General features: G+C 51.3%; 16 protein-coding genes and 1 riboswitch. Of the genes, 5 read left to right on the forward strand and 11 right to left on the reverse strand.

Annotated elements, in window-relative coordinates; translation table 11 throughout:
• Positions 1-209: 209 nt before the first annotated feature.
• From PG862_RS01640 to glgB, 8 genes are all read right to left on the reverse strand, one after another.
• A complete protein-coding gene (locus PG862_RS01640; protein ID WP_107000811.1) occupies positions 210-707 on the reverse strand; it encodes an NUDIX hydrolase in 498 nt (165 codons plus the stop codon).
• Between the two features lie 24 nt (positions 708-731).
• Positions 732-2,186 (reverse strand): metallophosphoesterase, encoded by a 1,455-nt coding sequence (locus PG862_RS01645; RefSeq protein ID WP_107000812.1) that lies wholly within the window; start codon positions 2,184-2,186, stop codon positions 732-734.
• Positions 2,187-2,478: 292 nt separating this feature from the next.
• Positions 2,479-2,751 carry a GIY-YIG nuclease family protein gene (locus tag PG862_RS01650; RefSeq protein WP_107000813.1) on the reverse strand — a complete coding sequence of 91 codons (273 nt, stop codon included), beginning with the start codon at positions 2,749-2,751 and terminating at the stop codon, positions 2,479-2,481.
• A gap of 467 nt (positions 2,752-3,218) precedes the next feature.
• Complete coding sequence (locus PG862_RS01655; protein WP_333563179.1) at positions 3,219-4,760, reverse strand: DUF3794 and LysM peptidoglycan-binding domain-containing protein; 1,542 nt, start codon at positions 4,758-4,760, stop codon at positions 3,219-3,221.
• Between the two features lie 112 nt (positions 4,761-4,872).
• Positions 4,873-5,553 carry a serine O-acetyltransferase gene (gene cysE / locus PG862_RS01660; protein ID WP_022359459.1) on the reverse strand — a complete coding sequence of 227 codons (681 nt, stop codon included), beginning with the start codon at positions 5,551-5,553 and terminating at the stop codon, positions 4,873-4,875.
• 141 nt (positions 5,554-5,694) lie between these two features.
• Positions 5,695-6,258 (reverse strand): HD domain-containing protein, encoded by a 564-nt coding sequence (locus PG862_RS01665; protein WP_118469051.1) that lies wholly within the window; start codon positions 6,256-6,258, stop codon positions 5,695-5,697.
• A 43-nt stretch (positions 6,259-6,301) separates the two neighbouring features.
• Positions 6,302-7,192, reverse strand: a complete 891-nt coding sequence (locus PG862_RS01670) for a mechanosensitive ion channel family protein (RefSeq protein WP_118469049.1) — start codon at positions 7,190-7,192, stop codon at positions 6,302-6,304.
• A 21-nt stretch (positions 7,193-7,213) separates the two neighbouring features.
• Positions 7,214-9,736 carry a 1,4-alpha-glucan branching protein GlgB gene (gene glgB / locus PG862_RS01675; RefSeq protein ID WP_243099870.1) on the reverse strand — a complete coding sequence of 841 codons (2,523 nt, stop codon included), beginning with the start codon at positions 9,734-9,736 and terminating at the stop codon, positions 7,214-7,216.
• A gap of 441 nt (positions 9,737-10,177) precedes the next feature.
• Between glgB and lepB the strand changes: the two genes are divergently transcribed.
• Together lepB and PG862_RS01685 are read left to right on the forward strand one after the other, a co-directional pair.
• The gene (gene lepB / locus PG862_RS01680; protein ID WP_265104101.1) at positions 10,178-10,798 is read left to right on the forward strand and encodes a signal peptidase I; all 621 of its coding nucleotides are present in this window, start codon (positions 10,178-10,180) and stop codon (positions 10,796-10,798) included.
• A gap of 35 nt (positions 10,799-10,833) precedes the next feature.
• Positions 10,834-12,153, forward strand: coding sequence for an aspartate kinase (locus PG862_RS01685; RefSeq protein ID WP_107000817.1), 1,320 nt, complete (start codon positions 10,834-10,836; stop codon positions 12,151-12,153).
• 388 nt (positions 12,154-12,541) lie between these two features.
• On the opposite strand, the gene PG862_RS01690 is transcribed toward PG862_RS01685, so the two are convergent.
• On the reverse strand, positions 12,542-14,188 hold the full coding sequence (locus PG862_RS01690; RefSeq protein WP_107000818.1) for a DEAD/DEAH box helicase: 1,647 nt from the start codon (positions 14,186-14,188) through the stop codon (positions 12,542-12,544).
• Between the two features lie 411 nt (positions 14,189-14,599).
• Between PG862_RS01690 and PG862_RS01695 the strand changes: the two genes are divergently transcribed.
• Complete coding sequence (locus PG862_RS01695; RefSeq protein WP_022359467.1) at positions 14,600-15,412, forward strand: amidohydrolase family protein; 813 nt, start codon at positions 14,600-14,602, stop codon at positions 15,410-15,412.
• A gap of 96 nt (positions 15,413-15,508) precedes the next feature.
• On the opposite strand, the gene PG862_RS01700 is transcribed toward PG862_RS01695, so the two are convergent.
• Positions 15,509-17,173, reverse strand: coding sequence for a hypothetical protein (locus PG862_RS01700; protein ID WP_270706255.1), 1,665 nt, complete (start codon positions 17,171-17,173; stop codon positions 15,509-15,511).
• Between the two features lie 254 nt (positions 17,174-17,427).
• Positions 17,428-17,507: riboswitch (ZMP/ZTP riboswitch) on the forward strand.
• 93 nt (positions 17,508-17,600) lie between these two features.
• Between PG862_RS01700 and pflB the strand changes: the two genes are divergently transcribed.
• Positions 17,601-19,895: a formate C-acetyltransferase gene (gene pflB / locus PG862_RS01705; protein WP_408639986.1), complete on the forward strand. Its 2,295-nt coding sequence runs from the start codon at positions 17,601-17,603 to the stop codon at positions 19,893-19,895.
• 2 nt (positions 19,896-19,897) lie between these two features.
• Positions 19,898-20,710: a radical SAM protein gene (locus PG862_RS01710; RefSeq protein WP_270706258.1), complete on the forward strand. Its 813-nt coding sequence runs from the start codon at positions 19,898-19,900 to the stop codon at positions 20,708-20,710.
• 336 nt (positions 20,711-21,046) lie between these two features.
• Here PG862_RS01710 and PG862_RS01715 read toward each other — a convergent pair whose 3' ends face one another.
• On the reverse strand, positions 21,047-21,736 hold the full coding sequence (locus PG862_RS01715; protein WP_022359471.1) for a response regulator transcription factor: 690 nt from the start codon (positions 21,734-21,736) through the stop codon (positions 21,047-21,049).
• Between the last annotated feature and the right edge of the window lie 32 nt (positions 21,737-21,768).

The raw sequence follows: 21,768 nt of genomic DNA on the forward strand, positions 1-21,768 counted from the left end.
ATTATCTTCTTATTTATATTTGATTATATACGATGAATGATATATAATCAAGTTAAAGATAAGGAACAAGAGAAAATAATTCATCTTCTTATCTTTCTGGCATAGCCAACCACCCCGATTTTCCCCAAAATCGGTTCCCATATATTGATTATTCCTCATGAGCACGCACTGCAGAACCCTCGTTCCCCAACCAACCCGCAGTTGCGTGCTTATTTGTATGTAATTTTTACCCCGTCCAGCTCAGTTTCTATCAGCTCGTCCCCATCATATGACAATTTCAATGAAAAAAACGTATCCCTTTCAATCAGAAGCTTCAAAAAGATCCGATCGCCGTCCCAGAGCCGCAGAGCCGATACATCCTTTTTCGCCACCCAGGCAAGCTCGCCCTCGTCACATTCGCGAAGCGTTCCCTCAAATCCATCCGCCGTGTACAGGCACATATATTCCGTCGGCCAGCCTTTCGCGATAAACGTCACGATTCCGCGGAAGCGCCAGGAAGTCAGAGTCAGCCCTGTCTCCTCCTTCACTTCGCGCAGCAGGCAGTTCTCCGGGCTTTCATTCTCCTCAAAATGTCCGCCGACGCCAATCCATTTTCCTTCATTCACATCCTGTTTCTTCTTAATGCGGTGCAGCATCAGATATGAATCGTCTTTTTCAATGTAGCAGAGCGTTGTCAGCGGCGAACGCTGTTTTTTTGTCTCTCCCATGCCTCCTGGTACCTCCATTTTTATTTAATGTACGCTCGGAATCTTCAGATGCCCGTAGTCCTTCGCCTCGTCCTCCAGGATATTCTGCAAAAAATCGCTCAGTTCGCTGACATAGCCGATCTTGTTCCAATCTTCCAGCACTGGATTTTCCTTTGCGGCTTCCTCGATCTGATACATCCGTCCTTCATAATAATTCACGCACAGATCCGCGTAGTACGAAGCCATTTCCTGTTTCTTCTCGTCCGTAAAAAATGCATGGCGATCCTCGATATGGCGATTCAGATCCCGAATTGCATCGCGGATTGCCGCCCGACGCAGGATCGACTCCGAATAAGCCGTAAAATCTGCCAGATCTCGGTTGTGGTACGAGTGGCGTATCGCCCAGCCGTCCACATCGACAGGTTTCGCATTATACTGGTAGGTCCCGTCGTTCCAGATGCGGACAATCCCGTAATGGCACGGAGCCATCACCATGGAACCCGTCACAACCTCATAGATGCCCGTGTCCTCGTCTTCCTTATAATGCTGGATATGCAGATGTCCGCTCAAGTGCAGGCGCACGCCATGATCCGACAGCATCCGCACCAGTTCCTCGTTGTGCTCGATCGTACAGTTGTCATAAAAGGTCCGGCTCACTCCGCTCTCATCCAGCAGGTTATGATGGCTGACGGATATCACGCGGGCGCCTTCCCGCTCCGCCTCTTCCAGAATCGGCTCCATCCACTCATACGTTTCCCGGCGGATCATGCCGCCGACCTCATTTTTCGGTTCATACTGACAGGAATCCAGCATCAGCACCCAGTTTGCACTGTCTATCTTATAAAGATAACTCAGCGATGCCGGATCCCGGCTGTCCGCCGCTACATAGCCAAAATCAGCATAGATATCCCGGAACTCGTCCGCTGTGATGGACTCCACCTTTTCCGCTCCATCCGCCGTATAGCGGCGGGCATCCGGGTTATTGATATCGTGGTTTCCCGGTATAACCGCGACCTCAATTCCCGCCTCGCTGAGTCCTTCCAGAAGTTCTGCCAGTTCCTCATGGCTCGCTTTCTCTCCGTCCAGCGTCAGATCTCCGCTCAGAATCAGGAGGTCTGGATCTTCCTTCTTCATATCATCGAGAAAGGCGTCCATGACCTCCCAGCCGTACTCCAGCACGCGCCCGTCTCCGCCCCTCGCCATTCCGACAAAGGAATCACAGCGGTTTCCTGCCAGTTTCTCGGCAAAATAGTGCATATCCGTTGCCACCACGATCTTCTTTTCCACGAAATGGTCCTCGGTTTCCTCTTCCCCGCTTTCTTCGTCTTCGGCAGCCTCATGGCTCTCCTGTGTCTCCTCTGTCTCAGCTGTCTCAGTCTCCGACTCCTGTGTGGCACCCGGACTTTCCGTTTCCGCCTTGCTGGAAACCTCCGTCGCGTCTGCCTCCTTCGATAGAAACGAACAGCCGCCAAGCAGCGCTGCCAGAAGGACTGTTGCCATCACTATACATCCTTTGTTTCTTCTACTTTTTCTCACTGTACCTATCCGCTCCTGTTTTCTCTCTATCTTTCAATTTCTGTAACTGTTCAGTACCTTCACAGTCACGCGCAAAAATCCATTAAAAATTGCCTACGGCAATGGGATTTTTGCCTGCTGGCCCATGTTTTCGTACGGTCAGCACAGTAAATGTGCAGACCTACTGAACAGTTACCAATTTCTACTGCTGTTTCTTGCCTTTACCGCTATTGTTTGTACCAATTCTTCGTACATAATCTGCCCCGGCGCGATATATCTACGTCTCGTCATCCACCGGAAGCTCCGTCCGTCCCAGCGCTGCCATCTCCTCTTTTTCCTTTTTGGTCAGTTTCTTGATCGCTGCCTCCCGGCGCATCGCCTCGCTGCGCGTCGCATATTCTTCATAGTATGCCAGCACTACCGGACGGCGGGCTTTCGTGTATTTTGCACCTTTCCCGGCATTGTGTGCCGCCACCCGCGCTGCCAGATGGTTCGTCCACCCGCAGTACAAGGTTCCGTCCGCGCAGCGCAAAAGATATGTATAATTCATGCCTCATCCTGCCTTTATGGTTCGCACTCCCGACAAAAATTTCTCAGTACACAGGAAAACGCATCCGGATGCCCTATGTAAACGGCGCCGCGCCTTGCAATGCACGGGCACCGCCCGGTTCGGGAAACTCCTTCCCCGGATCTATCATCAAGCACCGGCCGGATGCGTTTTCCTAGCTTACAAGGCGAAAATCCTTTGTCAAAGTCAAATCTGCATGGATTTTTGCTTGTAACTGTGAAGATATTGAACCGTTACAATAATAGTATATAAAGTTTTCCCCCAAATGCAACCATTCCGGCTGGATTTTTTGTTACTGTACACGCATACGTGTCCAGTAACGGAATTTGCCGTGGCTTCGAATTTCAATACGGCAAATTCCTGCTGCCACCACGTTTTCTTACGGCACTTTCGGTCCCAAAAGTGCCCACCCGTGAACAGAAACGATTTTTTCTCTCTAAAATTACTACCTATGAACAGTTACCCGCCGTTACCTCTTTGATCAGAAGCAGCCGCGCCCCTGCTCCGGCTTCCTCCCCGTCGATTTCATTCATTTCCCGCACCTGATCCACCGTCGTGTGGAATTTTTTTGCAATTTTCCACAGAGAATCCCCCGGCTGCACAATATAACCCACAATCCCTGGCTGCTGCTCCCAGCGCTTTAAATCGAACGGCTGTGTCTGCACGGATGTAACCACCTCTTCCTGCATCGGCTGGAATACAAGCAGTTCCACCGTGAGCTGCGCCTTGACCTCCGCCTCACCGCCGCCCAGCATCACCGCGCCGAGCTGTTCCAGCCCCAGATTCAACTGCCAGACGCAGTCTTCCCGGATCCCCTCCGCCTCGACCGTGCCGGAAAATGGCAGAACCTCAGAAATTGCCCCGACCGGCGCCGCGTCATCATCCGTCAGATACAGGAGACTGACTTCCAGCACTCCCTCGATCGCCAGACCGTTTTCTGACGGGCGGCTCTCATCCAGCCGGACAATCCCACTGCTGTGGCAAATCTGCAGAATTCGATCCGGTTTCTGAAAAGAAACGCTTCCGCCCACTCGCATTTTGCAGCTGTTGCGCGTCAAAAGCCGGTCAAAGCACACCTCCCCCTGCTCGCTCACGACCTCGCAGCCGGTCGAATAGAGATCGCTTAAAAGTTCCACTGATTCTTCTTTATAAAGTCGGATGTCCAGCTCCAGCACCGCCTCCACTTCCACTTCGCGCATCTCCCCATCGCTGTCCGGCTTTTTGTCCGCCTCTGCATGAAGAATCCGGACCCCGACCGCCGGGATCATCTCCTCCACCGCCTCCGAGAGTTCCACTTCACCGGAAAACGGAATACTCTCCTCCAACCACTGAACCGGCGTGTGCTCGCCCTCGCCGCTGTAAATCAGGAACACCGACAATTCACCGTCCAGATGCAGTTTTCCATCCAACGGGCGCACCGAAACATCCCGAAGACGCATCTCCTGCCAGAGAATCGTCTCAATATTCGGCTTATTTGCCGATACGCTTACTTCCTCCCGGACCCGGTAGATATCTTTGCGCCGCACTGCAAGCGTCGCTGCCGGAACGCTTCTCTTCAGGACTTGCAGCCCCGCATCGTCCGTCTCGACGTCCGCGGCAGCCTGCGCATCGACGCGGCTTTCCGCCCGCACCGTAAGCGTCAGCACCGCTTTGGCGCTCAGCTTGCGCGAATGAATCATGGTAATATTCAAATCTTCGATATTCCATACGATCTGCGTATAGTCGCGCTCCGAAAGCTCCGGCACATTGACCGTTTCCTCAAATGGAATCTCCCCGCCCATCGCCTGCAGCCCGCCCGACTCCCGGCGGTACAGCACCCGGAACACAAGCTTTCCCCGGATCAACACCTTTTCTCCCTGAATCCGTGAATTTTCTATCTGAACTTCCCCGTCTGACAGCAGTATCTGCACCGCATCATCCAGCGCATCCGGCACAATAAAATCATCATCCAGCGTCAGCTGCGACACCGCCGTCCCCCTCTGCCGATTCATATGTATCTCTTTTTTGATCAGCTCTATCATAAAAAACGCCCCTTTCCAAACCGCACGCATTTCTCTCAAAGAAATTTATGCAGCCGAAAGGGGCGTTATGAATAATTTTGTGTCAGGCTTTCTCCTGTCCTGCCCGCACTGCCTCCAGTTCCTTCCGCAGGTTTGCCGACTCTTCTCTAAGTTCCTGAAGCTCTTTCCGGAGCGCGTCGATCTGCTCTAAAATACGCTGATCGTCCTCGCCGATGATCATCTTCTGCTTCTTCGGCAGCGCCACGCCGTCCTTCTTGACCGGACGCGCCGGAATGCCGACAGCCGTGGTATTTTCCTCGAGCGGGCGGAGCAGAACCGCATTTGCCGCTACGGAACAGTTATCACCGACCTCGAAAGAACCGAGAATCTTTGCGCCGGAACCGACCGTCACATTATTTCCCAGCGTCGGATGACGTTTACCCTTCTGTGTTCCGACACCGCCCAGCGTCACACCCTGGTAAATCGTACAGTTGTCGCCGACCACCGCCGTCTCACCGATGACAACGCCGCAGCCGTGGTCAATCAGAATACCGTGTCCGAGCTGTGCACCCGGATGAATCTCAATCAATGTAAAGAAACGTGCCACCTGTGAAATCAGGCGCGCAATGAAAAACATATGGTGCTCATAAAACCAGTGCGCCACCCGGTGCCAGATCAGGGCATGTACGCCCTGATATAAAAGTAGTACCTCCAATGCATTTCTCGCAGCCGGATCTCGCTCCTGAACCGCTTTTACATCCATCCAAATATCTTTTAAAATCATGTCTCTTCCCCTTTTACTGAACTGAATGACCTTTCCGTTTCCGCAAAATCTCAGAACCTACCATCCTTCTCCGACAGCCATTCTTTCTGACTGGCTGCTGCAGTTTCTCATTGTCATCCTATGTTGTTTTTATGCTGCCGTTCATATATTTTGTAAACTACAACACCCTGCGATCCCGCCAAATACCTTGCCGCAGAGACGCACATATTCCTGATATTCCGGTGTCTCATTCAAGTCCTTTAAAAGGTCTATCATCGACGTGTAATACCACGCCTGTTTCTCTCTGTCCTTCATATTAAACCGCTGCCAGAGCTCCTCCCCGACCAACAGATAGTCACGCGCCATGCTGCGGATATTGCTCAGCTTGTCCGCCATCGTCAGGATCTTCTCCGCCGGACTCGCTGTTTTCAGATGTTCCAGCGTGTGCCCCTTGCGCTCAATCCAGGTTTTGGACTTATCCTCGCTCTCCGCCGCGACCAGATCCGCAACCCGGGTGCCAAACTCCTGTTTCAAATCCTCGTAGGTCACACCCGTGTCCTCGATCGTATCATGCAGAAGTGCCGCTGCCAGTATCTCCTCATCGTTCGTCAGCATCGACGCAATCAGCGCCGTCTCCAGCGGATGAACGATATACGGAATTCTGGTTCCCTTCCGGTGTGCGCCCTTATGCGCCTGTTCTGCGAATTTTGCCGCTCTGTCAATCATGGTTGTTCCTCTGTCTATATTGCTTATACTGTTTAAACGATTGCTACTGTTTCAAATGTACATCCATCTTGTTGTATGGAATTTCGATGCCCGCCTCGTCAAATGACAGCTTGATCCGTTCCAGAATGTCCCATCTCGTCTGCCAGTAATCGGACGTCTCTACCCAGCCCCGGATACCAAGCACCACGCTGCTGTCGCCCAGGCTGTCCACAAATACCTTGATGTCCTCGTCCTTCTTCACCATCGGATGTTCCCTGTAAACGCGCTCTAACACTGCCTTTGCCGTCCGGATATCTGCCTCATAGGCGATACCGACCTTGAGTTCCAGCATCCGCTTGTCCATCGCCGTCACGTTGGTCACGGTTGAGTTTGAAAGGGTGCCATTCGGGATGGTAATTGCTTTATTATCGGTTGTCAGGATAGTCGTGTAAACCAGCCCGACCATCGAAACCCTTCCCTCCCCGGACGGGGAAATGATATAATCCCCCACCCGGAACGGTTTCATAATTAAAATCAAGAGTCCGCCCGCAAAGTTTCCAAGACTCTGCTGGAGCGCCAAACTCAGCGCAAGACCTGCCGCGCCAAGAACCGCCACAATCGAGGCGCTGTCCATGCCAAGCTGCCCTGCAATCATAAAAAGCAGGAATACATTCATCACAAACTGGGTCAGCGCCCGCAGGAAACGAGTCACACCCACATCCATACCGGCATGCTCCATCGAGCGGGACAGCATCTTCTCGATCATCGAAATGACCTTACGTCCAATCAGGAAAATGATGAGCGCCACCAGTACCTTCTGTCCCAATGCCATAAGCCCCGGGCCAATCCGGTGCATGATCGCAGCCATCGTATCCACGTTCAAATTTGCCGGATCCGATAGTGACTCTGCTACCGCCGCGATCTCCTCGCCTGTCAGCTCTGCCGCTGTTGCCATCTATTTCATTCCTTCCTGTACTTACTCTTTTCCCACCTTTTTATCCAGACCTTCTTCCAATCCCGCCTGTCGTCTCGCAATCGAGGACAGACTGATAATCTTGGAGGAAAGCCCCGCCTTCGCCTCTGCCAGCTTATCTGAAATACCCGCCAGGCGTTCTGCTGCCGCAGCAGCTGTCCCCCCGGCTTTTCCATTGAATGCCGCCGCTGCATCCGCCATCATGCTCTGGAGATCGGTTTCAGCCTTTTCTTTTACACTCTTAGTGCTGTGGGTCGTCTTTTTCGTCTTCGCCGGTTTTTCTTTCTTCTCCGGCTCCGTCGGCGTGCAGTTGAAGACGCTGATGCCAAGCGGCGCCAGCTGGATCGTGATGGAATTTTCCTTTCCATCACATTCCTCTGCCTTCGAGGACTTCATACGCGGATTGACCTTTCCGCTTCCGCCGAACTTCTCCGCATCGCTGTTGAAAATCTCTTTGTATTTTCCCTTAAACGGTACGCCGACCGTCAGCTTCTCATGCAGCTGCGGGGCAAAGTTGCAGACAAAGAGCAGTGTCTCATCCGCGCCGCGCCGGAGAAATGCAATGATATTGTCCGCTGCATCCATGCAGTTGATCCACTCGAAGCCTTCCGTCTGATAATCTTTCTGATAGAGCGCCGGATGGCTGGTATAAAAGTGATTTAACTCCTTCACATACTCCTTCATCTGGCTGTGGATCGGATACTGCAGCAGCTCCCACTCGATCGATGCATTCTCATTCCACTCATCCATCTGGGCGAAATCCTGTCCCATGAAGAGGAGTTTCTTGCCCGGATGTCCCATCATAAAACCGTATGCCGCCCGCAGGTTCGCAAACTTGTCCTCAAACGTCTGTCCCGGCATCTTATTGACCAGGGAACCTTTTCCGTGAACCACCTCGTCGTGTGAGAAGACGAGGACGAAATTTTCACTGTAGGCGTAAATCATGCTGAAGGTCAGCTCATTGTAGTGGTGGCACCGGAAATACGGATCCTGCTCCATATAGCCCAGAAAATCGTTCATCCAGCCCATGTTCCATTTATAATCAAAGCCAAGACCGCCGTTCTTCACGTCACCGGTAACCTTCGGCCATGCCGTCGATTCCTCGGCAATCAGAATCGCGCCGTCCTTGCGTCCCCTGAAGACAGAGTTCAGATGCTTTAAGAACTCGACCGCCTCCAGATTCTCATGACCGCCGTACATATTGGCAATCCATTCACCCGGATTCTTGCCATAATCCAGATACAGCATCGACGCCACCGCATCAAACCGGATGCCGTCCGCGTGATAGCGGTCCGCCCAGAACATCGCATTCGCAATCAGGAAGTTTGAAACCCCCGGTCTGCCGTAGTTGTAGATCAGCGTACCCCAGTGCGGATGCGCCCCCTGTCTCGGATCCTTGTGCTCATAGAGGCAGCTTCCGTCAAACTGCGCCATGCCCCATGCATCACGCGGGAAATGTGCCGGAACCCAGTCAAGGATAACGCCAATCCCCTGTCCGTGCAGGTAATCCATAAAATACATGAAATCATCCGGTGTGCCGAAGCGGCTGGTCGGTGCGTAATATCCCGTCACCTGATAGCCCCACGAAGCATCCAGCGGATGTTCCATGACCGGCAGAAGTTCCACATGGGTATACCCCATTTCCTTCACATATTCCGCCAGCTTGACCGCGATCTCACGGTAATTGTAAAACTCCGATCCGACAATCTCGCGCCCTCTCTTATCCACCTCGGTCGGTTTTCGCATCCAGGAACCGAGATGTACCTCATAGATCGACATCGGCGCCGTCTTCGTGTCGAGCGCCGCCCGTTTCTTCATCCAGTCCTGATCGTTCCATTTATATTCGTCCAGATCCCAGACGATGGATGCCGTGTTCGGTCTAAGTTCCGCATAGTTCGCATAGGGATCCGCCTTCAGCGCCGGGTCGCCGTTCTTGAACTTAATTTCATATTTATAAACAGCGCCCTTTTTTAGCTCCGGGATAAAAATCTCAAACACGCCCGAATCTCCCAACCGCCGCATCTGGCTGCGTCTGCCATCCCACAGGTTGAAATCACCGACGACACTCACGCGCATCGCTTCCGGCGCCCAGACTGCAAAATAGACGCCGCTCACACCTTTGACCGTCATCGGATGCGCGCCCATCTTATTATAAATGCTGTAGTGGACGCCCGCCTCGAATTTCTTCAAATCCGATTCCGTAAACTGCGGTGCAAAGGAATACGGATCGTGTATCTCGCTTAACGTACCATTATCATAAAACACAAGGAGGGTATAATCCGCCAGAGTCTTGCGCGGAATCAGCGCCGCAAAAAAGCCAGTCTCGTCCGCCATCTCCATCTGGTATTGCTTGCCGGTTGCCGAAAGTTTGACCGTAATATCGCGCGCCGTCGGAATAAACGCCTGTACCAGCATTCCCTCCGGCGTCATATGGGCTCCCAGCATCCGGTGCGGGTTTGCCGCTTCCGAATAGACAATTTCTTCAATTCCAGCCCAGTCCATCAGATCGTATAATGTTTTATCCATACATACGCCCCCTTGCGTTCCTTTGTGGTTTTTGGTTTTAGCTTCATTTTAGCATCCCGCGCCCAATAATACAATCATACACTTCAAAACATTTATGAATTTTCCCGAAATTTCGTGAAAAAACTTGATAAATCAAGGCATCTCATATACACTATTATGTCAGAAGGTTACCATTTACAGTAGCCTATTACTGCTCATGCGTTGCACAAACGTTACTGCCGTAGCAGACACCTTTGGAACTGAAAGTGCCATAAGATAACGTCACACAGACAGCAACAGCAGAGAGAGGAGATATATATGGAAGATCAAGATAGAGACCATATTTCGTCCCGAAGCAATTTCTCCGGGCGTTCCGATCAGGAACTGGATGAGATGCTCGATGAACTCCGCGCCGGAAAAATCGGCATCAACCAGCCAGGCCAGAACTCTTCGGAACACGATTTGGAAGATACGCCCGAAGAGAACAACAACGCTTCAGGTACCGGAAATGCCGCAAAATCCAAGAAGGGCAAGAGCCGCAAGGAAGGCTTCAATCTCAAGGACGAGGTCATAAGCTGGATTCAGGTCCTGGTTGCCGCCGCTATTATCGCATTTTGCGTCAACCATTTCATCATCGCCAACAGCGAAGTCCCGACCAGCTCGATGGAAACGACCATCATGGCTGGCGACCGCGTCATCGGCTCACGGTTAAGCTACAAATTCGGAGATCCGCAGCGGGGTGACATCGCCATTTTCATTTATCCGGATGATGAAGCGAAAGGCATCAAAACATACTATGTCAAACGTATCATCGGTATGCCGGGCGACACGATCGACATCGTGGACGGCAAGGTATACTTAAATGGTTCCGATACACCGCTCGACGAGCCGTATCTGCATGAACCGATGGAACCGGAAGAACCGCAGCACTACGAAGTGCCGGATGGCTGCTATTTCATGCTGGGCGACAACCGGAACTATTCCAACGACGCCCGCCGCTGGACGCACAAATACGTCAAGCGCGACAAACTGGTTGCCAAGGTACTGTTCCAGTATTTTCCGAAGATCCAGAAACTGAATTAACCCAATGTTTACTTTAGGAAGGAACAAAGAACATCATGAAGAAAGTAGTAAAGTTTGGCGGAAGTTCCCTCGCCAGCGCAAAACAGTTCAAAAAAGTCGGAGATATTATCCGTGCTGATAAATCCAGACGCTACGTTGTACCGTCTGCTCCGGGCAAACGCAACAAAAATGACACCAAAGTAACCGATATGCTCTATGCCTGCTACGAGGCAGCTTCCACCGGCGCAAGCTACGGCAAGCTTCTCTCCGCCATCAAAGAGCGCTATGAGCAGATCATCGACGGTCTGGAGTTGAATTTAAACCTCGATTATGAGTTCAAGACCATCGAGGAAAACTTTATCGCAAAAAAAGGCAGCGATTACGCAGCTTCCCGCGGTGAGTATTTAAACGGTATCATCATGTCCCATTACCTGGGCTATGAGTTCATCGATGCAGCCGAGGTAATCTTCTTTGACGAGAATGGTACATTCCTGTCCGAGAAAACCAATGAAGAGCTGTCCGAACGCCTCGCGCACACTGAGCGCGCCGTTATCCCAGGCTTCTACGGGTCCAATCCGGACGGCACGATCCACACCTTCTCCCGCGGTGGTTCGGATATCACTGGCTCCATCGTAGCCCGCGCGATTCACGCAGACCTCTACGAGAACTGGACCGATGTATCCGGTTTCCTGGTAACCGACCCGCGCATCGTGGAAAATCCGGTTCCGATCGAGACCATCACCTACAAAGAACTGCGTGAACTGGCTTACATGGGTGCCAGCGTCCTTCATGAGGATGCCATCTTCCCGGTACGCCGCGAGGGCATCCCGATCAACATTCGCAACACCAACAAGCCGGAGGATCCGGGTACACTCATCGTCGAGAATACCTGCCGGAAGCCGAAATACACCATCACCGGTATCGCCGGAAAGACTGGTTTCTGCTCTGTTACCATCGAGAAAGCGATGATGAACTCCGAAATTGGGTTTGGGAGAAAAGTTCTGGGTGTCTTCGAGGACTGCGGTATTTCCTTCGAGCATATGCCGTCCGGAATCGATACGATGACCATCTTCGTACACCAGTCCGAATTCGAACAGCATGAGCAGTTCGTTATCTCCAACATCCACCGCGCAGTACAGCCGGATTCCATCGAGCTTGAGTCCGATTTAGCACTCATCGCCGTCGTAGGCCGCGGCATGAAATCCACCCGCGGAACCGCCGGACGTATCTTCTCCGCCCTGGCACACGCCCGCATCAACGTCAAGATGATCGACCAGGGTTCCAGTGAACTCAACATCATCATCGGCGTGAAGAACGCAGATTTCGAGGCGGCTGTGAAAGCGATTTATGATATTTTTATTACAGCGGAGCTGTAAGAGCAAATTTTAAAGTTATTAAGATAAAAAGTCATCTTTGAGACAAACAAAACATCTCAAAGATGACTTTTTATAATTTTATCTTTATGATATACTAATACAGCTACCACCCCTAGACAGGTGCAGAAAGGGGGGTGTGCCATTTTGAATATATTTCTGTCTTTTCTTGTGTCCGTCGTGGCAAGTGTAATCGCCTATTACATATGCAAGTAGTTGGACGGACATCGTTAGGTAGTCAGCCAGAGGCTTAAGCCACCTCGCCCAAATGGAATAAAATCCCTCAGGTGTGCCCGCACCTGAGGGATTTGTTTTTGTGCCACTTTGAACACTTTTGTCTTTTCGCCTAATGGCATTATAGCATATGCCAAATATAATTTCAATATGCTCTTTACTTCCGGTTCGCCTTCTCCATATGCACGTTCTTGCCCTTGATCTTCGCACCGCGCATCGCCTGCAGTACAACGTCCGCATGCTCTCTCGGCACCTCGACGAATGTGTAATTATCGAACATATCGATACTTCCGACCATACGTCCCGGCATGCCGGATTCTCCGGCGATCGCACCGAGGATATCGCCCGGACGGATGCCCTGGTTCTTTCCGATGTTGATGAAGAGACGCGCTACGTCCTCATTTCTGCCACGGCTTCCTCTGCCGTTTCTACCACCACGGCTGCGGCGGCTCTCATCCTCGAGATCCTCCAGCTCACGCAGCGGACGGTTCTCCTCTAAGAGCTCCTCGCCCTCTTCGCCCATCATCATTTTGAGCAGCGCTGCTGCCAGATCGAGCGTCGTGTAGTCCTCTTCCAGCACACGTTTTTCTACAATATCGATCACCTTGCTCAGATCGCTGTCCTGCAGCACCTCGCCCACCTGGTCGAGAATCTTATCTGCCTTGATGGAGGTCACATCGTCCAGAGACGGAATCGCCTGCGGAATGATGCGGGTCTTGCAATAGCGCTGGATCTCGCGCAGCTTGTAAACCTCTTTGCCGACTACGAGGTTAAACGCCTTGCCCTCGCGTCCGGCACGGCCGGTACGTCCGATGCGATGTACATAATACTCGTCATCCTGCGGTACATCATAGTTGAATACCGCCTCGACATCATCGACGTCGATACCGCGGGCTGCCACATCCGTTGCCACCAGAATGTCCGTCCGTCCGGTACGGAATGCACGCATGACACGGTCACGCTGCTCCTGTTTCAAATCGCCGTGAAGCCCTTCTGCAAAATAGCCGCGTCCCTGTAAGCCCTGTACCAGCTCATCGACCTGCTTTTTCGTGTTGCAAAATACCACTGAGAGCTTCGGATCATAGAGATCCAGCAGACGGCACATAACCTCCAGCTTATTCTTCGGTTTTACTTCATAATAATACTGGGTTACCTTCGGAACGGTCAGCTCTTTCTTGACCACGCGCACAATCTGCGGATCTTTCTGGAAGTTCGTCGCGATCCGCTGAATCGCCTGCGGCATCGTCGCTGAGAACATCAGCGTCTGTCTCTCCTCCGGCAGTGCGCTTAAGATGGTTTCCATATCCTCTAAAAAGCCCATGTTCAGCATCTCGTCCGCCTCGTCGAGGACAACCGTGTGGATCTGATCCATCTTGACGGTTTTGCGGCGCATGTGATCCATCACACGCCCCGGCGTACCGATGATAACCTGCACACCATCCTTGAGGGAACGGATCTGACGTCCGATCTCCTGTCCGCCGTAGATCGGCAGAACCTTGACACCGTGCATGTATTTTGCCAGGCGGCGGATCTCCTCAGATACCTGGATGGCAAGTTCACGGGTCGGGCAGAGAATGATCGCCTGCGGCTTCTTATTCTTCGGATCGATCTTCTGTAACAGCGGAATACCAAACGCAGCCGTCTTACCGGTACCGGTCTGTGCCTGTCCGATGATATCCAGTCCCTGCAGTTCCAGCGGAATCGCCTGTCCCTGAATCGGAGAAGCCGCCTCGAACCCCATATCGGTGATCGCACGCATGATCTTTGCATCTAACTCTAAATCTTCAAATCTGATTGTTTCCATTCTATTCCTTTCATTGTCTGATTAACGGTCTGCACATTCCGGAGATACATTTCATATATCATATTAGTTATCTTTTTTGCATTCTTCCGGAATATTTACAAAAAAAGAAAGAGGCAGTTTGCCCCTTTGCAATACGCATAGCTATCACTATACCAGATCATAGTGTGGATGTCAAACAGATGGAGAAAAATTTGACATCCACCCCATTTGGGACTACACTAACAGTTGATTTCATACAGTTGCTGCATGCTCTATGAACCTGCCGGACTGTCACTGCATTTCTTATTTATATACACCCGAAGTTTTGTTGCACCGGATTTTCTCAAAACTTCCAGACATACATCACAGCAGAAAGGAGGACAGCGCCGTTCTTTTTCCAAAAGGTTTTTGATACAGGCGCCTGTTATCATTATGAAAATCATTGATTCACATTTGCACTTTTGTCCCGGTTACCCGCATTTCGATGAGATTGCCATCGAAGCCGGTCATATCAATAATGAAGAGCATCTGCGGGAATGCTTTCAGAAATATAATATCGTCGGCGGCATCGTCATGGGAAACCGCGGCGTTCACCCGGATAATCACACATACCCGGATTTTCTGCGCTATTGCGTCGGCGTCGAAGCACGAAAACTGACGCCGGAAAAGATTCAGAAGACATGCGATCTTGTCGAAGAAAACTTAAAACGGAATACCTGCGTCGGCATCAAACTCTATCCGGGATATGATTCCATCTACGTTACCGACGAGCGCTTCGAACCGATCTACGACCTCGCCAAGGCGTATAAAAAGCCGGTTGCCATCCACACCGGACAGACCGCCGGTTCCAAAGCATTCATCAAATACAGCCATCCGCTGACCCTCGATGAAGCCGCCGTCCGCCATCCGGATGTCCAGTTCGTCATGTGCCACTTCGGCAACCCGTGGCTGATGGATGCCGCCGCCGTTGTCGAGAAAAATGAAAATGTCGCCGCCGACCTCTCTGGGCTTTTAGAGGGCAAATTTGACATTCCGGAGTTTCTGGAAGAGCAAAGCGGGTATATCAGCACCCTGAAAACCTGGCTTGCCTACATCCGCGACTATGATAAGCTCATGTTCGGCACCGACTGGCCGCTCGCCAACTATGAAGATTACATCGAAATTACGAAACGGCTGATTCCGGAAAAATATTGGGAAACTGTGTTCTATCAGGCGGCGGAGCGGATTTATCATTGCAATTTTTAATGGATTTTTAGAAATCATAGCTCTTTTAAACCATAAAAAAGATACTGAAAACGGCTTATTTCAGGCTGTTCCCAGTATCTTTTTTATCTCAAAACATCATTCTTTCCCGGCACCTGTCACGTCTAAAAACACATCCGCCACTCTTTCCATCCCCAGATACGCATACGGCAGCAGCAGCATAAAATACACCACCGAATACTGCCCCTTCGCCTCCCAGACCAGATGGAACAGGAATCCCCCAATAAACACGATTCCCGGAAGCAGCATCCCCCATCTGTCCGGTTCTCCACGTTCCTGCCTCTCCCAGACCGTTTCCATTCCCTGTTTTTTCACAGCTTTCACAGTTTTTTCTGCCTTTTCTGCTTCTATCCTCTTTTCCCATGTTCGTTTCGTCAGGACATGCTTACTTCGGCTTCCTTTGGCACTCATCCCGGCAATCACCCATACACATGCCATCGCATACACAAACGTCTGCAACAGATTCGCCGCAAAAACATAGAGCCGGTTCAGACTCCCTTCTTCCTTGAAAAGCTCCCATGGCGGGCTTCCCTCCGCCCAGGAGGTATTTCCCACCTCCTGGATCCAGAGACTCTGAAAGGTCGGTTCCGCCCAGATTGACTCGATCTTCCGAACAAAGAAATCAGCGGCTTTCGCCGGTTCCTCTGCCATATCTGAAATCGTTCTCCGCAAATCTGCCTGCGCCCATGCGGCCGCCAGATCCGCATCCCCATCTGCCTTCTGAAAGAGTTTTACCTGATAGCCATTGTACCAGCCCGGTCCACGTTTGCTCTCCTCCAGTCCCATCTGCACCCAGGCAATCATCGGCGCACCGTCCGATACCGTGCGTCCGGTCACGGAAGAAATTCCTGTCTGAATCCCCCGGTTTCCAATCACATACACTGTAATCAGAAGCACCGCTGCCACCAGCAGGCGTGCTTTCCTTCGAAAGACTCCCGAGGATGCCAGATACAAAAACAGCGCCACCAGCACAATCTCATAATTCGACTTGAGGATTACCGCCGCCGCTACTGCTGCCGCACCAATCCAGAAGTCTCTTCCCCGCCCCTCTTCCACATACCGCACCAGACGTTCCATCGCCAGACACGAAAGTCCAAATCCTGGCATCGTGCCGTACACGAAGAGGATATAGAAAGAAAATGGCAGACAGCACGCCATCCACAAAAGCAAGCTGCACCTTTCGTTTCCCCGGACCGTCATCCGCTGCAGGCTCACGATTCCCAGAATAAAAAATCCGATATTTAAAATCTGGAAAACTACATACGCCACATCCCCAAAGAAAAATGCCAGCACTGTCATATAGAGAATCAGCCCGTTCTGAGACGGATAAGTGTACGCATACCCAAGCGGTCCTTCCGCTGTCCCATATGAATACGCCACCGGCTCCCAGGCGCTGAAATCGCCCTGCAGAAGTCCCTGCGCGGACGCCATACACTGATGGGAGTCAGAACCGCCCCAGGACGGGACAAGGAGAATCCAAAAAAGATAGGCAGCAGCAGCAGCAGCTAAAAGAAGCCACTGGTTCTTCCGGCACTTTCGTTCCTTTCTCCGCCTGTAAAACACCGTCAGTCCAATCACACCCGCACCAAAAAACAGGTGCAGAAACAGACTGTCCCTTCCATACTGTACAATCTCAGAACCTCCATAGACCCGGCAGGTCACAACCGCGCTGAGCAGTGTCAGGAAAAAAAGAATTCCTCCCAACAAAATCCGCACCAGCCCGACACAAAATTTTTCCAGCATTTCCTTCCTCTCTTCTGTCATTTCTGTCAAATTCAGGTTTCATCATTACTGTTCAAGCATCGTGCCCAGCAACTTTTTATCCCTTTTTCATTCCCATCTCCCCTAAAACTTCACTCATTTTATCAAGTCATTTGCCAAATGTCCACTCTTTCCGGCACTCTTTTTGTTACTGTGAACAGCTACGGATTTGAACCGTTACCTCTTCCCCAAAATATAGCTTGACATTCCTCTTCGGTTCTGATATATCTTAAACATAGCAGTCATACAACTGACGGATAAGTGGATCAACCACATGAAGTATGACTGGAAATTGCCGACCGTCTGGGCGTCACAGCACAGACCGTGGGTATTTTTTTTACTTTTTTTCACTCTCACTGTCTCTGCTGGGATCGAAATTTTTCAACCAGGAGGGAAACACATGTCTGCTATGTATCAAACATTCCAAAACACACCTATCTTTCAAACGGCCTGGAGAGGTTTTCTGGGCTCCAAATGGAGCGACGAAGTGAACGTCCGCGATTTCATCCAGAACAACTATACGCAATATGATGGCGATGAAAGCTTTCTCGCTGCCCCAACCAGTGCCACTCATCTGCTCTGGGAACGCCTTCAAAAGCTTCAGAAGGAAGAGCACGAAAAGGGCGGTGTGCTCGAATGCGAAACTGAAATCGTATCCAGCCTGACTGCCTATGGTCCGGGATATATCGATCCGGAGCTTAAAGATCTGGAACGCATCATCGGACTTCAGACCGACAAACCACTCAAGCGGGCATTTATGCCATTCGGCGGAATCAAGATGGCGGAGGAAGCCGCCAAAACCTACGGCTACCATGTCAATCCAAAATTTCATAAAATCTTTACCGAATACCATAAAACCCACAACCAGGCCGTCTTCGATGCATATACCCCGGAAATGAAAACCGCCCGCCACTGCCATATCGTCACCGGGCTTCCGGATACCTATGGACGCGGCCGGATCGTAGGCGACTACCGCCGGATCGCCCTGTACGGAATCGATTTCCTAATTCAGGAAAAGAAAAAGGATCTGGAACGCTGTGGAAATGGCGCCATGTTTGATGACATCATCCGCCAGCGGGAAGAGATCGCCGAGCAGATCCGCGCTCTAAAGGGCATTCAGGAGATGGCTGCCATCTATGGTTTTGATATCTCCCGTCCGGCTTCCAATGCCAAAGAAGCCGTCCAGTGGCTCTACTTCGGTTACCTCGCTGCCGTTAAGACCCAGAACGGTGCCGCCATGAGTGTCGGACGCGTTTCCACCTTCCTTGATATCTACATCAACCGGGATTTAACAGAACAAACACTGACCGAAGCCGAGGCGCAGGAATTAATCGACCATATGACAATGAAATTCCGCATGGTAAAATTTGCCCGGATCCCATCCTACAACCAACTTTTCTCCGGCGATCCGGTCTGGGCGACGCTGGAGGTTGCCGGTCTGGGACAAGACGGGCGTCCGATGGTAACGAAAAACGATTTCCGCTTTTTACATACGCTGGAAAATATGGGACCGTCCCCGGAACCAAACCTGACCGTCCTTTACTCTTCCCGCCTGCCAGAGGCATTTAAGAAATATGCTGCCAAAATCTCCATCAACACATCCTCGATCCAGTATGAAAACGACGATGTCATGCGTCCGATCTGGGGGGACGACTACAGCATCTGCTGCTGCGTCTCCGCCACCCAGACAGGCAAGGAAATGCAGCTGTTCGGCGCCCGTGCCAATCTTGCCAAATGCCTTCTCTATGCCATCAACGGAGGCAGAGACGAGAAATACACTACCAAAGACGGACGCCCAATGCAGGTTGGTCCGGCGTATGCGCCGATCACATCCGAATACCTCGATTATCAGGAAGTCATGCATAAATACGATCAGATGCTGGACTGGCTGGCGGGCATTTATGTGAATATCCTCAATTTGATTCACTATATGCACGATAAATATTACTATGAGTCCGCTGAGATGGCGTTGATCGACACGGATGTCCGGCGTACCTTTGCCACCGGAATCGCCGGTTTCTCCCACGTGGTCGATTCTCTCTCCGCGATCCGGTATGCAAAAGTGAAGGTCATCCGTGATGAATACGGCATCGCCCGCAAGTTTGAGACAGAAGGCGATTTTCCACGCTACGGAAATGATGACGACCGCGCCGATGAGATTGCCGTATGGCTGTTAAAAACCTTTTTACATAAAGTAAAAAAATACCACACCTACCGGAATTCCGAGGCAACCACCTCGATCCTCACGATCACCTCCAATGTTGTATATGGCAAGGCAACCGGCGCACTTCCGGACGGACGGACGGCATTCACCCCATTTGCCCCGGGCGCAACTCCTTCCTACGGCGCAGAGCAGAACGGTCTGCTCGCTTCTTTAAACTCGGTCGCAAAGCTTCCATATGAATATGCGCTCGACGGCATCTCCAACACAGAAACGATTGCACCGGGGGCGCTCGGTCACTCCGAGACAGAACGGAAAAACAACCTGGTTCACGTCCTGGACGGATATTTTGATCAGGGCGCGCATCATTTAAATGTAAATGTCTTTGGAATCGAAAAACTGAAAGACGCGATGGAACACCCGGAGAAACCGGAATATGCCAACTTCACCATCCGTGTTTCCGGATATGCCGTTAAATTTATCAATCTGACCAGAGAACAGCAGCTCGACGTGATCGCCCGTACCTGCCATGAGGTGTTGTAACGATGCATACCGGTTATATTCATTCCATCGATACCTTCGGCTCCGTAGACGGTCCCGGTGTCCGCTTCGTGGTATTCATGCAGGGCTGTCTCATGCGCTGCCGCTACTGCCACAATCCGGATACATGGGTACTGCCAAAGGGACTTCCCCTCCCGGACGCCTCCACCCGCACTTCCGGCGCATCCGCTCTTTCCGAAGGTGTTTCTTGTCCATCTAAACACACCGGTTCGCAGGAAATCACCCCGGAAGCACTTCTTCGCCAGGCACTCCGCTACCGGAGTTACTGGCGCGGGGGCGGCGGCATCACCGTCAGCGGCGGAGAACCGCTCCTTCAAGCTGACTTTTTGTGTGAATTTTTCCAGCTTGCCAAAGAACAGCACATTCACACCACACTGGACACCGCGGGACAGCCATTTACCACCGCCGAACCTTTCTTTTCCCGCCTGACCACGCTTTTAGAGCACACCGATCTTGTTATTCTGGATCTGAAACACATCGATCCGGAAAAACATCGTCTTCTGACTGGGCACTCCAACGAATCCATTCTTTCCTTTGCCCGGTTTTTAGACCAGATTCATAAGCCCATGTGGGTCCGGCATGTTTTAGTCCCCGGCATTACCGATGATCCGGCCAACCTGCATGGAATCCGTGCATTTCTGGACACACTTTCAAATGTGGAAAAGGTAGAAATTCTCCCCTACCACACGCTCGGCATCTATAAATGGGAAACGCTTGGCATTCCCTATTCCCTGTCCGACATCCGTATCCCGGACGAGAACGATCTGAAGCGGGCAAACCAAATCCTGTTGGGATGAAAAAGAATGTGCCTTGGCACATTCGGGCGTCTCGCGCGGTCGCTTGCGACATGTTTCTGCTTCGCGCGAGTGCGTATCCTCGCGGAGCATTTTATATGTTACTGTTCACGCATACGTGCCCAGTAACGGAATTTGCCGTGGCTTCGCATTTAAATACGGCAAATTCCTGCTGCCACCACGTTTTCTTACGGCACTTTCGGTTCCAAAAGTGCCTACCCGTGAACAATAACTTTTATATTTCATAGGACGCAATTTCTTATGAAATATAAAACGGCCCTTGGAAAGCGCTCCTGTTTGCGTTTCCCAAGGGTCGTTTTTATGTGGCTTACCCAGTCATCAGACTTTAAACCGGTATCCAACGCCCCATATCGTCTCAATATACTGCGGTTTCGCCGTGTTGAACTCGATCTTCTCACGGATCTTCTTAATATGCACGGTAACCGTCGCGATATCTCCCAACGACTCCATATCCCAGATCTCGCGGAAGAGTTCTTCCTTGGTAAATACATGGTTCGGGTTCTGTGCTAAAAAGGTCAGCAGGTCAAATTCCTTCGTCGTGAAGTTCTTCTCCTCGCCGTTGATGTAAACGCGGCGGGCAGTCTTATCAATCTTGAGTCCCCGGATCTCAATGATCTCGTTTTCCGGCATACCGCTGCCGATCAGGCGCTCATAACGCGCTAGATGCGCCTTGACACGCGCCACCATCTCGCTCGGACTGAATGGTTTCGTGATATAATCGTCCGCGCCCAGTCCCAGACCGCGGATCTTGTCAATATCGTCCTTTTTCGCAGATACCATGATGATCGGTGTGTTTTTTACTTCCCGGATCTTCTTGCAGATCTCGAAGCCATCGACCCCTGGTAGCATCAGATCAAGAATCAGAAGGTCAAAATCTTCCTCCATGCCGCGTTTCAGTCCCGTTTCTCCATTATTTTCTATCTCAACCTCAAAACCAGAAAGCTCCAGATAGTCTTTTTCCAGCTCTGCAATACTCTCCTCGTCTTCTACGATTAATATTCTGCTCATCTGTGAATTCCTCCTGCTGTTTTTATTTAAAC

This window comes from Clostridium fessum (assembly GCF_027698965.1).
Lineage (GTDB): Bacteria > Bacillota > Clostridia > Lachnospirales > Lachnospiraceae > Otoolea > Otoolea fessa.